The organism is Rhizobium alarense (assembly GCF_021555155.1).
Classification (GTDB): domain Bacteria; phylum Pseudomonadota; class Alphaproteobacteria; order Rhizobiales; family Rhizobiaceae; genus Rhizobium_D; species Rhizobium_D alarense.
Map to the genome: position 1 here is coordinate 35,558 of NZ_JAKGBU010000001.1, position 11,708 is coordinate 47,265.

The 11,708-nt window shown below is 65.6% G+C and carries 11 protein-coding genes; 1 reads left to right on the plus strand and 10 read right to left on the minus strand.

Features of this window, described 5'->3' with window-relative positions; genetic code table 11:
* Window positions 1–297: 297 nt before the first annotated feature.
* The 9 genes from ftsH to LXM94_RS26110 all read right to left on the minus strand — a co-directional run bounded on the left by ftsH (window position 298) and on the right by LXM94_RS26110 (window position 10,082).
* Complete coding sequence (gene ftsH, locus LXM94_RS00165) at window positions 298–2,232, minus strand: ATP-dependent zinc metalloprotease FtsH (RefSeq protein WP_235769123.1); 1,935 nt, start codon at window positions 2,230–2,232, stop codon at window positions 298–300.
* 206 nt (window positions 2,233–2,438) lie between these two features.
* A complete protein-coding gene (gene tilS / locus LXM94_RS00170) occupies window positions 2,439–3,770 on the minus strand; it encodes a tRNA lysidine(34) synthetase TilS (RefSeq protein ID WP_235769124.1) in 1,332 nt (443 codons plus the stop codon).
* Window positions 3,771–3,781: 11 nt separating this feature from the next.
* Window positions 3,782–4,762 (minus strand): tol-pal system protein YbgF, encoded by a 981-nt coding sequence (gene ybgF, locus LXM94_RS00175; RefSeq protein ID WP_235769125.1) that lies wholly within the window; start codon window positions 4,760–4,762, stop codon window positions 3,782–3,784.
* Window positions 4,763–4,916: 154 nt separating this feature from the next.
* Complete coding sequence (pal, locus tag LXM94_RS00180) at window positions 4,917–5,441, minus strand: peptidoglycan-associated lipoprotein Pal (RefSeq protein ID WP_235769126.1); 525 nt, start codon at window positions 5,439–5,441, stop codon at window positions 4,917–4,919.
* A 399-nt stretch (window positions 5,442–5,840) separates the two neighbouring features.
* Window positions 5,841–7,145 carry a Tol-Pal system beta propeller repeat protein TolB gene (tolB, locus tag LXM94_RS00185; RefSeq protein ID WP_235769127.1) on the minus strand — a complete coding sequence of 435 codons (1,305 nt, stop codon included), beginning with the start codon at window positions 7,143–7,145 and terminating at the stop codon, window positions 5,841–5,843.
* A gap of 23 nt (window positions 7,146–7,168) precedes the next feature.
* Window positions 7,169–8,233, minus strand: coding sequence for a hypothetical protein (locus LXM94_RS00190; protein WP_235769128.1), 1,065 nt, complete (start codon window positions 8,231–8,233; stop codon window positions 7,169–7,171).
* 9 nt (window positions 8,234–8,242) lie between these two features.
* Window positions 8,243–8,695, minus strand: a complete 453-nt coding sequence (tolR, locus tag LXM94_RS00195; RefSeq protein ID WP_235769129.1) for a protein TolR — start codon at window positions 8,693–8,695, stop codon at window positions 8,243–8,245.
* A gap of 21 nt (window positions 8,696–8,716) precedes the next feature.
* A complete protein-coding gene (gene tolQ, locus LXM94_RS00200; protein WP_235769130.1) occupies window positions 8,717–9,433 on the minus strand; it encodes a protein TolQ in 717 nt (238 codons plus the stop codon).
* A 313-nt stretch (window positions 9,434–9,746) separates the two neighbouring features.
* The gene (locus LXM94_RS26110) at window positions 9,747–10,082 is read right to left on the minus strand and encodes a hypothetical protein (RefSeq protein WP_329605570.1); all 336 of its coding nucleotides are present in this window, start codon (window positions 10,080–10,082) and stop codon (window positions 9,747–9,749) included.
* A 206-nt stretch (window positions 10,083–10,288) separates the two neighbouring features.
* On the opposite strand from LXM94_RS26110, the gene ligD reads away from it, so the two are divergent.
* Entirely contained in the window at window positions 10,289–11,233 is a 945-nt protein-coding gene (ligD, locus tag LXM94_RS00210; protein WP_408015566.1) for a non-homologous end-joining DNA ligase, read from the plus strand.
* Window positions 11,234–11,235: 2 nt separating this feature from the next.
* On the opposite strand, the gene ybgC is transcribed toward ligD, so the two are convergent.
* Complete coding sequence (ybgC, locus tag LXM94_RS00215) at window positions 11,236–11,694, minus strand: tol-pal system-associated acyl-CoA thioesterase (protein WP_235769131.1); 459 nt, start codon at window positions 11,692–11,694, stop codon at window positions 11,236–11,238.
* Between the last annotated feature and the right edge of the window lie 14 nt (window positions 11,695–11,708).

The following is an 11,708-nucleotide window of genomic DNA, read 5'->3' on the forward strand; positions in this document are numbered from 1 at the left end:
CCGGCGTCATCGGGAAGACATTCGACTGACCGCGGATGCCGTCCGTACCGAAATAACGACGTTTCATGTGGACTCCTGCTGTCTCGGAACGGCCGCGATGTCGGAGAAGGCCCTTCTTCCGCCATGGCGCATATGGTCCGTTCTCTGGACGTTTCTTCGCGTCCGTCTCGCTTCTTTCTGCCACAAATCGCGGCAAAGAGCATCCACCGTGCCATCAGAAATGATTACAGCGCGTTACCGACGAGAAAGCCGGCCCCACAGGGGACCGGCCGGATCGTCGTACAGCGCGAGGTGGCGTTATTGCGGCTGCGGCTCCATGCCGCCTTCCGCCTCGCCATCCTTCGTGCCGGACGGCTTGTGGCCGGCCTTCGGGACAGCGGAGCCGCGGCTCGGCGGCGTATCGTCGCCAAGGTCGCGCGCCGGCTTCTCGCCGCGGATGAGCGCCTTGATCTCCTCGCCGGTCAGCGTCTCGTATTCGAGCAGCCCTTCGGCAAGCGCCACGAACTCGTGGTGTTTCTCGGTGATGATGCGCTTGGCTTCCGCATAGGCCTCATCGATCAGGCGGCGAATCTCGTTGTCGATCTTCTGCGACGTCGCCTCGGAGACGTTCTTCTGCTGCGACACGGAATGGCCAAGGAAGACTTCCTGCTGGTTTTCGCCATAGGCGACCTGGCCGAGCTGGTCGGAGAAGCCCCATTGCGTCACCATCGCGCGGGCGAGCTTCGTCGCCTGCTCGATGTCGGAGGAGGCGCCGGACGTGATGTTGTCCTTGCCGAAGGTGATCTCCTCGGCGACGCGGCCGCCCATCATGATGGCGAGGCGCGAGACCATCCACTTGTAGCTCATCGAATAGCGGTCGCCCTCGGGAAGCTGCATGACCATGCCGAGCGCGCGGCCACGCGGAATGATCGTCGCCTTGTGCAGGGGATCGGCCATCGGCACGTTCAGGGCCAGGATCGCATGGCCGGCCTCGTGATAGGCCGTCAGCTTCTTTTCGGCTTCGGTCATGGCGGAGGAGCGGCGTTCCGCGCCCATCATGATCTTGTCCTTGGCATCCTCGAACTCCGCCATGGTGACGAGCCGCTTGTTGCGCCGCGCCGCCATCAGGGCAGCCTCGTTGACGAGGTTCATCAAGTCGGCGCCGGAGAAGCCGGGCGTGCCGCGGGCAAGCACCTTGAGGTCGACATTCGGCGCCAGCGGCACGTTGCGGACATGCACCTTGAGGATGCGCTCGCGTCCGACGATGTCCGGGTTCGGCACGACGACCTGACGGTCGAAGCGGCCGGGACGCAGCAGCGCCGGATCGAGAACGTCCGGGCGGTTGGTCGCGGCGATGAGGATGATGCCCTCGTTCGCCTCGAAGCCGTCCATTTCGACGAGCAACTGGTTGAGCGTCTGTTCGCGCTCGTCATTGCCGCCGCCGAGGCCGGCACCGCGGTGGCGGCCGACGGCGTCGATTTCGTCGATGAAGATGATGCAGGGTGCGTTCTTCTTCGCCTGCTCGAACATGTCGCGCACGCGGGATGCGCCGACGCCGACGAACATCTCGACGAAGTCCGAACCGGAAATCGTGAAGAACGGCACGTTGGCTTCGCCTGCGACGGAGCGCGCGAGCAGCGTCTTGCCCGTGCCGGGCGGACCGACGAGCAGCACGCCGCGCGGGATGCGGCCGCCGAGGCGCTGGAATTTCTGCGGATCGCGCAGGAACTCGACGATTTCCTCAAGATCCTGCTTGGCCTCGTCCACGCCGGCGACGTCCGCGAAGGTCACGCGGCCATGCGCTTCGGTGAGCAGCTTCGCCTTGGATTTGCCGAAGCCCATCGCGCCGCGCGAACCGCCCTGCATCTGGCGCATGAAGAAGAGCCAGACGCCGAGGATCAGCAGCATCGGCAGCAACGTGCCGATATAGCTCAGGAAGCCGGACGAACCGTCGGTCTCCGGACGCGCGTTGATCACGACATTCTTCGCCTCCAGCCGCTGCATCAGCGCATCGTCGATGGTCGGCGAATAGGTCTGGAACGTGGTGCCGGTCTCGACATAGCTGCCGATCACCTTGTTGCCGGTGATGACGACCTCTTTCACCCGGTTCGCCTCGACCTCCTTGAGGAATTGCGAATAGGGGATATCCCGCGAGCCGGTCTGGGCCGGGCTGGTCTGGAACATGCTGAAGAGGGCGATCAGCAGGAGAGCAATGATTGCCCAGAGGGCAAAGTTGCGGAAATTTGGGTTCATCGAGTTTCCCAGGCACTTTCTCGGCCCCGACTTCACGGGCCGCTTTCGTTCCGCCTAACATAGGGTCGTCGCCGGGCCTTGCCAAGGCGATCCGGGCGCTACCGAGCCATTTCCGACAATATCGTCAACGCATGGGAGCCGCGTTCGGTTTCCGCCAGCGGAAAACTGCAGAGGAACCGGCCCGCAGCCACGCGCGTCCGACCGACTTATAGCACAACGCCCGGTCCGGCGTCGTCATTCGTCGGCGGCGGCGGGAATCTTTCGCGGCCGACGAGCGTCGCAAGGGCATTTGCCATCTCCAGGTCGAAGACCGGCAGAAACCGGTCGAAGGGCGCAAGCGCCCGGATCCGGGAGATTGCCCCGCCGGCCAGGTCCTCCGTGCCCTCGATTTCCGGCAAAGCCCGAACGGCGCGCTTCAGAACGCCGTCCGGAACAGCGTTTCCGTCGCCCGCCATGCCGGGATTGCCTGCCCGCACCGTGAGCACCACGGCCAGGTCATTGACGATGGTGTAGCGACCGTCCCAGACGAGCCGGCCCTTCGGCGGCACCAGGTCCGCCGGCAGCCCGCGGGCCTCCCGGTAGAGGTAGAGACCGTCGCGGCGGCGGTCGAACACGACGCGTCCGGCTGTCGTGCGCGACAGAATGCCTCGTCCGAGAAAGGCGGAAAGCCGTGCGGCCGCTTCCGCTCCGGGGGGATGGCGGCGACCGCCGAGCACCGCCACGAGGTACAGCAGGGCGCGCCAATGGGCAGGATCGCTGCCGAGCACCGCGAGCCCCTGCCGGTCGATCGCCCCGACATCCGGCGCCGGCATGCGGACATGATCTGCGATGAAACCCGCCGCGCGCCGCGCAAGATCCTGGCGCCACGCCTGGTCCGACGTTCGGACAGGCGGGAGGCCGCCGCCGCTTTGCCGCATCCGGACCCGCTCGAAACGCGGATTCTCGTTGCTCGGGTCGTCGATCCAGCCGACGCCCTGCTGCGCCAGATAACGGCGGATCGCGGCGCGATCCACCGCCAGGAGCGGCCGCAGGATCCAATGCCGGCTGTCGAAGAGCGTCGCCGGCGCGATGCCGGAGAGCCCCGCGCCCGCCGCGCGTCGCACGCTGCGCATCGCGATCGTCTCGCGTTGGTCGTCGGCGGTGTGGGCGACCAGGATCGCGTCCGCCGCCTCGACCCGTGCGGCGGCCGCGAGCAGGTCGTAGCGGGCTTCGCGCGCTGCCTCCTGCAAGCCGCTTGCCGGTCGCGGCCCCTCCCAGCGAAGCGTGCGGTGGGGAATACGCAGACGATGACAGAGAGCGGCCACGAGGTCCGCCTCCGCGGCGGAGCCGGCGCGCAGGCTATGGTCGACGGTACAGGCGGCAAGGGAGATGTCGCGGCGCCCGGCGCGCGCCAAAACGTCGTTCAATCCGACGAGCAAGCCGGTGGAATCGCTGCCGCCGGAGACGGCGACCAGCAGCCGGGCGGGCCGACGAAAATGCGTCAGGAAATCTGCGAGCGCGGAAAGAAGCCGATCGGATGGGGGCGCGTTCCCCGTCATGGCCGGGGTCGTCAGCAGGACAGCCGGCTCTGCTCGCTGGAAACCTTGGTCTTGACCGCCTTCGAGGCGCCCGGATAGCGCTTGTTGACTTCGCGCAGGGTTGCGCAGGCGGTTTCACGGTTGTCGAGCGCTGCGAGCGACATGCCGAGCTTCAGGAGCATTTCCGGCGCCTTGGTGGAGGCCGCATAGGTCTGGTGGGCATTGAGGAAGGTTTTCGCCGCCTCGTTGAAATTGCCCTGGGAATATTGTGCCTCGCCAAGCCAGAAGCTGGCATCCGCCGCCTTGTCGCCTTCCGGATAGATGTCCAGATAGTCGCGGAACTCTTTTTCCGCGAGCTGGTAGTCGCCGGACAGCACATGGCCGTAGGCCGCCTGGTAGATGTCGTCCGGATTGTCAAGGGAAGCGGTCGACTGCCCCGAAGCCTGCGGCAAGCCGGTGTCGACGCCCGGAAGCGATGTCTCGTTGGAGATCGAAGCGCTCTGGCTGGTATCGGTGTTGCGCTCGGCCCCGATAGGATTGCCGCTCTCGTCGAACCGGATCGTGCCGAGCTGCTCGATCGTCTGTCCCACGTCGTCGGTCCCGGCGGATTGATCCGCCGGGATTTGGGTGTTGGCGGCAACGTCGGACTGGTCCGCGCTATCCGCCGGACGCTCGAGCGCGCCGTTCTGCCCGGAGGTCGCACCTGCTCCCTTTTCCAGGTCCTGGAACCGGAACTCGTTGTCCTCCTGCGCCTTGCGGAGTTGCTCCTGCATCTGCAGAAGCTGGAAACTCATCTCCTCGATGCGTCCGTTGAGCGAACGAATCTGCTCCTCGAGCTGGCCGATGCGCACGTCGGTGGCCTGCGCGAGAACGATATCGCCCTTCTCCGCCGTCCTGCTGTGTGCCGGCAGGAAACCGTTCGCCAGCCCCGACAGCGGATTGGCGAGCATCGGCTGAACCGGACCCGCAACCGCCGCCAGACCGAGAACACCTGCCGCAACAAGTCTCTTCATATGTCCTAGCCCCATTTCGTCAGAAACCGCGCGTTGCCGCGCTCGGCGCAGATTTTTCCATATGGCTCCAAAAAGCAACGGAGTTCGGCCAAAGTGTGTTGAAAAAAGAAAAGGCGGCCCGCAGGCCGCCTTCGCATTCCGGATTTTCCGGCGATTACATCGCGGCGCCGCCAAGGACGGTGACCGCGCGGCGGTTCTGCGACCAGCAGGAAATGTCGTCGCAGACGGCGACCGGCTTTTCCTTGCCGTAGGAAATCGTGTTCATGCGGTTGGCAGGAACGCCGCGGCCGGCGAGATACTGGCGCGTCGCGGCCGCGCGGCGTGCACCGAGCGCGAGGTTGTATTCACGCGTGCCGCGCTCGTCGGCATGGCCCTCGATCGTGATCGCATAGTTCGGGTAGCGCTGCAGCCACTGCGCCTGCTTGTCGAGCGTCGCGGCCGCGTCGGCGCGGACCGACGAGGAATCCGTGTCGAAGAAGATGCGGTCGCCGACATTCACCGTGAAGTCCTGCGGCGAACCGGGCGTCGCATTGTTGAGGCCGAGATCGCCGGCACTGTTCGGCAGGTTCTTCTTCGACGCGCAGCCGGCAAGCGCGAGCGTCATGCACAACGCGATCATGACCGGGTTGCGGGCGATGGACTGCATGCGGCTCGTCGCCGGGGCGTGAATTCGGCTCATTGGGCCGGTCTCCTTGCAAAGTTCGATACGGAACATGGATTCGATCAGGGTTGCCAGACTGTAAGCGGACCCGGTTAACCCGCGATCAACAGCTATGGTAAACAAATTCTTGTCGAATGCCGAAAGGCTGCTAGATCAGCACTTTGCGGCGAGAAAACGGCACGTCCGCGCCGACCTCCGGACAGTCCGCGCCAATTGCCCCATTTCATGCCGGCCGTCAATTCCGTGAACATGCGTGGCCGGAACGCGACATCCGATACATTCACGCCGGCGTCGTGCGAACGGCCGTCCGGCGTGAAGAACGTCCGGCCGTGGCTTTCCCACGCGCGATGGCCAGGCCGTCGCACGGCCTGGCCATCGATCTGTCTGTCTCAAGCTTGGACGAGGCGAAGGCGCCGGTTATTCGAGCAGCGGCGACCAGGCGGGGTCGGAGGCGTAACCGTTCGTCGGAACCTGCTGCTCGTTGTAGCCGGTCAGGTCGATCGAGAAGAGCTGCGGACCGCCCGCGCCGGCATTCTGGCGGAAGAACATCAGAACGCGGCCGTTCGGGGCCCAGGTCGGGCCCTCGTTGTGGAAGCCCGTCGTCAGAATGCGCTCGCCCGAGCCGTCCGGCTTCATCACGCCGATCGAGAATTTGCCGCCCGACTGCTTGGTGAAGGCGATGAGATCGCCGCGCGGCGACCAGACCGGCGTCGAATAGGCGCCGTCGCCGAAGGAGATGCGGTTCTGGCCCGAACCGTCCGCACCCATGACGTAGAGCTGCTGGCGACCGCCGCGATCGCTTTCGAAGACGATCTGGCTGCCATCCGGTGAGTAGGACGGCGACGTGTCGATCGCGGCGGTCGACGTCAGCCGGGTCGTGGTGCGTGAGCGCAGGTCCATCGTGTAGATGTTGGCATTGCCTTCCTGCTGAAGGCTCATGATGACGCGCTGGCCGTCGGGCGAGAAGCGCGGCGCGAAGGTCATGCCGGGGAAGTTGCCGACGACCTCGCGCTGGCCGGTCTCGAGCTGCAGCAGATAGACCCGCGGCTGGTTGCCCTCGAAGGACATGTAGGTGATTTCCTGCCGGCTCGGCGAGAAGCGCGGCGTCAGCACGATGTCGTTGGAGTTGGTCAGCGCCCGTGAATTGGCACCGTCCTGGTCCATGATCGCGAGCTGGCGCTTGCGGGCGTTCTTCGGGCCGCTTTCGGCGACGTAGACGACGCGGGTGTCGAAATAGCCCTTCTCGCCGGTGATGCGCTCGTAGATGGCATCGGCGATGATATGGGCGACGCGGCGCCAGTTTTCCGGCTGGGTGAAGAACTGCTGGCCGGTCATCTGCTGGCCCGCGAAGGTATCCCACAGGCGGAATTCGGCACGCAGACGGCCATCGCCCTCCTGGGTAACGCGCCCGACGACGAGTGCCTGTGCGTTGATGACCTTCCAGTCCTCGAAGCGCGGCGGCTGGTCGGGGTTGGAAATCTTCTCGATGAAGGCCTGCTTGGCCACCGGCGCGAAAAGACCGGAACGCTTCAGATCCGCGGCGATCACATCGGTGATGCGCTGGCCGAGATCGCCGGTGGCGACGAAATCGGTGACGGCGATCGGCAGCGGCTCGACATTGCCCTTGTTGATGTTGATTTCCACGAGCGCCCAGGCCTGCGGCAGAAAGGCTACCAGGCCGGTCAGCACGACCAGGAAACGGAGAAGAACGCGTCTCGACATATAACTAGGCCTTCCCTAGGTTCTCACATCATTTCGCTTGGATCGAAGTTCACGATGACTTCGCTCCAGGCGTCGTATTTTTCGGGTGGCAGCCCCCTGAAGGGCCGCGATTTCATGATGGCGCGCCGCGCGCCGCCGGCAAGCGCGCGCCGGGCCGCTTCCGAGCCGCCGGTCGCCACGACCTCGGGTTCGCCGATGATGTCGCCGTTCTGGTCGAGCCGCATCGACACCTTGATGCGCACGTCCTGCGCATCCGCCATGCCGGGGATGATCGACCAGTTGTTCTGGATCTGGCCACGCAGCGCGTCCATCTCGCTCATGCTGAGCTTGGACCCGGTGGTGGTCTTCTTGCCGCCGAGCGACGCTTCCTCGGTCGAGCGCTTGGCGCCACCGCCCTTGCTTTCTGTCTTGTTGAGAAGTGCCGCCACCTCGTCGGCGTTGAAGTCGCTCTCCTTGGCGGAGGCGGACTTCCGCTGTTCGCGCTTCTCCTCGTTCTTGCGCTCCGGCGTCTTTGCCGTCTGCGCCTCGGCCGTTTTGGGCCGTGCGACCGGCACCGGAACCTTTTCCGGCAGCGCCTCGGCGTCGGCGTTTTCGGCGGGCGCCTGCTCCGCCGGTTCCTGATCGGGGACCGGGTCCGGTTCCACCTCCTGCTTGGCTTCGGGCAGCGCCGCGACCTCCGTCGCGGGCTCGCTGGCGGGCTCTTCCTGCTTGACCTCTTCGGCCTCCTCCTCAACCGGCTCCGGGGTCGGCAGCGCCGTCTCGGATTTCTCGGGCGCAGCGGCCGTCTCGACGTTCTGCGGCTTGTCTTCCGGCGTCGGCGGCGTCTTCAGGTCGATCTCGTTGTCGCCGGTGTTCTCCGCATTCTCCACCTCCGTCGGTCTGGTGGTGGGAATGGGATTGGATTTCTCCTTGAGGGTCGCCTTCTTGTCGCCCTGCTGGATCTGGGTGAATTCCTCGATCGGCACGATGTCGACCGGCATCGCCTCGACGTCGGCGACGTCGAAACTCTCGGGACTGCCAAGCGAGACGAGCGCCATGGTGAGCACCACGGCGTGCAAGACTGCGGATGTGGCAAGGCTGCCCTTCATCGCGGTTGACTACCCGTCCTGCTTCTGCTCGGTCACCAGACCGATATTCGTGAAACCTGCGTTCTGGATACGCGACATGACGTCGGCAATGACGCCATAGGGCGCCTGCCCGTCGCCGCGCACGAAAATGCGCTCGGTATAGCCCGTCGTCGCGACGGCCTGCAGCTTGGCGGCAACCTCCTCCGCGGGGATCGCCGTTTCCTGCAGAAAGATTTCGCCGTTGGCGCGCACGGAAATGGTGATCGGCTGTGTGTCGGCGTTGAGCGCCTTGGCGGCGGTCTTCGGCAGGTCGATCGGCACGCCGACCGTCATCAGCGGCGCGGCAACCATGAAGATGATGAGCAGCACGAGCATCACGTCGACGAAAGGCGTCACGTTGATCTCGCTCATCGGCGCGCGCCGGCCGCCGCCGCGGCGCCTGCGGCCGCTCCCGGAATTCTTGGCTCCGACTGACATGCCCATGGGATCGCCTCCGTGTGCCGGTTACTGCGCCGCCTGGCGCGGCTGAAGCTTCTCGTCGATCTGGCGCGACAGGATGGCCGAGAACTCGTCGGCGAAGCCTTCCATGCGCGCGGTCAGCTTGCCCGCGTCGGCGGAGAACTTGTTGTAGGCGATGACCGCCGGGATGGCCGCGAGCAGGCCGATCGCCGTCGCGAGCAGCGCCTCGGCGATGCCGGGCGCGACGACCGCGAGGCTCGTCTGCTTCGATCCGGCGATCGCCTGGAACGAGGTCATGATGCCGACGACGGTTCCGAAGAGGCCGACGAACGGCGCCGACGAGCCAATCGTCGCAAGCGAGCCGAGCCGGGCTTCGAGTGTTTCGGACTCGCGCGCCAGCGTCACGTCCATGGCCCTGTCGATGCGCATCTGCAGCCCGATCGGCGATCGCGCGCCGCGCTCGAAACTCTTCTTCCACTCCCGCATGGCGGCGACGAAGATCGCGCTCATGCCCGAGGTCTGCCGGTCCGACAGCGTTCGGTAGAGCTCCTCGAGCGACTGCCCCGACCAAAACACCTGCTCGAAACCGTCAAGCTGCCGGCGCGCCCTGCCGTAGGACAGCGTCTTGTCGACCACGATGGCCCAGGTCCAGACCGAGGCGACCAGAAGCCCGATCATCACGAGCTTCACCACGAATCCGGCCTGCATGAAGAGCGCCCAGAGGGAGACGCTGCCTGCCGCTTCCAATCCGACTTGTTCCATAGACTTCAGTCCCCGAATCCAAATACCCGGCGCCGGCGCCTGCTGCTCCGGACCGGGTTCCATTCCCGTTCGCCACCGGCCCCTGGGAGGTGGAGCCGAGCGGCGCTTCACAACACGGCACAGCCGACCGGGGTTTCCCGCACCTGCTCCGCATGCCGTCAAGAATGTCCGGTTGATGCCGCCGGCCGCCATGCCGGTCAAATGCTACAGCCTGCCTTCTTGCCGTCAATTTTGGTTAAAGGATGACGTGCAGTGCACAAAACCCTAATGAAGCAAGTAAGACAACATTATGGTTAAGGGATTGTTACGGTCGTCACGTCCGCGGAAATTGGGTGTTCGCGGAACCAAGCGAATGGCCGTGCATTTGAGCGCCATGAACGTCACGTCCGTCTCCGATCCATCCGCCGGACGCCCGTCCGTGAAATCCGATCGCCGTGACAGGCTGGTACTGGCCCTTTGTGCCCAGTTGAAGGCGGAGCGTGAGACCCCGGAAGCGCTGGAAGAGGCAATTGCCGGTGGTGTGCTCCCGCACGCGATCCTGCCCGCCATCGCCGCCGATCCGGTTCGGCTCGTCGCCAGCGACGACATCGCGGCTATCGAGCGCCGCCTCGCGGGCGAGCCCCGGAATGACGGGGATGGCCACAGGCAACCATCGCCAGCCTCCCGACCCGCTGGAGGTGACGGTGGCAGCACGCGCCCTCTGGAAAGGCCAGCTTCGCCCAAAGGACGGAAAGCTCAGGTTTCATGTCCGCGGTGGCCGCCGTAGGACTGCTGGCCCCCTCGTCAGGACGCGGCCGCGCGGGGAGGGAAGCGCAAAAACCGGCTGCGGATCAAGGACCAGGCAAGGAGACCGCCATGACGGATAAGAACACCGGCGCCGGAACGTCCGCCGCACGCGGGAAGGACGACGGCGACTGGGTGGCCGGCGTCAGGATCTCGCATCCCGAGCGGGTGCTCTTCAAGCCCGAAGGCATCCGCAAGATCGACCTCGCCCGCTACTACGAGGCCGCGTCGGAACGCTTCCTCGAACATGCCCAGGGGCGGCCGGTCTCGCTGCTGCGTTGCCCGCAGGGGGACATCGCGCACTGCTTCTTCCAGAAACATGCGAGCGACGGTTTCCCGGAGGCGATCGGCCAGGTGCCGATCCGGGAGAGCGACGGCGGGACGGAGAACTACATGGTCATTCGCGACGTCGAGGGCCTGGTCGCCGCCGTGCAGGTGGGGACGATGGAATTCCACATCTGGGGCTCGACCGCCGCGGAACTCGAAAATCCGACGCGCATGGTCTTCGACCTCGACCCGGATGCGGGGCTCGACTTTGCCGACGTGCGCAAGGCCGCCGTGGACCTGCGCGGTGTGCTCGACGCCGTCGGGCTGAAATCGCTCGCGATGGTGACCGGCGGCAAGGGCGTGCATATCGTCGTGCCGCTCGATGGCCGGGCGGAGTGGAGCACGGTCAAGGATTTCGCCAAGGCGCTTGCGGTGCGCCTCGCCGACGCAGCACCCGACCGGTACATCGCGACCATGTCCAAGGCCAAGCGGAAGGACCGGATCTTCATCGACTGGCTGCGCAACGAGCGCGGGGCCACGGCCGTCGCGCCCTACTCCGTGCGCGCCCGCAAGGGCGGCCCCGTCGCCGTGCCGATCAGCTGGGATGAACTCAAGACCCTCAAGGCTGCGAACGGATTTGCGATAAACGAGGCACTGGAACGGCTGGGCGGGCCCGACCCGTGGCGTGAAGCCGGCACATGGCGCCAGTCCGTCACGAAGGCCATGGTCGAGGCGGTCGGCGCCTCATGAGCTCAAGCCTCAGGCGCCGCCGAAAGGAACTGTTCCGCCAGCCCCTCCGGCAGGCGACGCGGACGTCCCTTGCGGTTGACGACGGCGATGATGACCCTGGCGGCGATCAGAAGCTGCTCGCCGCAACGGATTTCCTGGCCAAGCACCATCTTGGCGCCGCCCGCCTTCTCCGTCGATGTCAGGATCGTCAGGATGTCGTCCATGCGGGCAGGCGCCTTGAAATCGATCTCCATCCGGTGGACCACGAAGGCGACGCCCTCGCCGTCAGCGGCCTCGATCAGCGAGCCCTGCTCGACGCCCAGCACACGAAGATAGTCGGTGCGGCCGCGTTCGAGGAAATGCAGGTAGCGCGCGTGATAGACGACGCCGGAAAAGTCCGTGTCCTCGTAATAGACCCGCTGTTCCAGCCGGTGGCCCTGCGCCGTCAGCACGCCCGCAAGCGCATGATTGAAGTCCGTCATCGTGCCGTCATCGA

What these genes read in the sequence shown, in the direction of transcription:
- ybgC (WP_235769131.1), bottom strand. Translation starts at nt 11,694, where the DNA reads ATGACGGACTTCAATCATGCGCTTGCGGGCGTGCTGACGGCGCAGGGC.
- ybgF (WP_235769125.1), bottom strand. Translation starts at nt 4,762, where the DNA reads ATGAAGAGACTTGTTGCGGCAGGTGTTCTCGGTCTGGCGGCGGTTGCG.
- tolQ (WP_235769130.1), bottom strand. Translation starts at nt 9,433, where the DNA reads ATGGAACAAGTCGGATTGGAAGCGGCAGGCAGCGTCTCCCTCTGGGCG.
- LXM94_RS00190 (WP_235769128.1), bottom strand. Translation starts at nt 8,233, where the DNA reads ATGAAGGGCAGCCTTGCCACATCCGCAGTCTTGCACGCCGTGGTGCTC.
- pal (WP_235769126.1), bottom strand. Translation starts at nt 5,441, where the DNA reads ATGAGCCGAATTCACGCCCCGGCGACGAGCCGCATGCAGTCCATCGCC.
- tolB (WP_235769127.1), bottom strand. Translation starts at nt 7,145, where the DNA reads ATGTCGAGACGCGTTCTTCTCCGTTTCCTGGTCGTGCTGACCGGCCTG.
- ftsH (WP_235769123.1), bottom strand. Translation starts at nt 2,232, where the DNA reads ATGAACCCAAATTTCCGCAACTTTGCCCTCTGGGCAATCATTGCTCTC.
- tilS (WP_235769124.1), bottom strand. Translation starts at nt 3,770, where the DNA reads ATGACGGGGAACGCGCCCCCATCCGATCGGCTTCTTTCCGCGCTCGCA.
- ligD (WP_408015566.1), top strand. Translation starts at nt 10,289, where the DNA reads ATGACGGATAAGAACACCGGCGCCGGAACGTCCGCCGCACGCGGGAAG.
- tolR (WP_235769129.1), bottom strand. Translation starts at nt 8,695, where the DNA reads ATGGGCATGTCAGTCGGAGCCAAGAATTCCGGGAGCGGCCGCAGGCGC.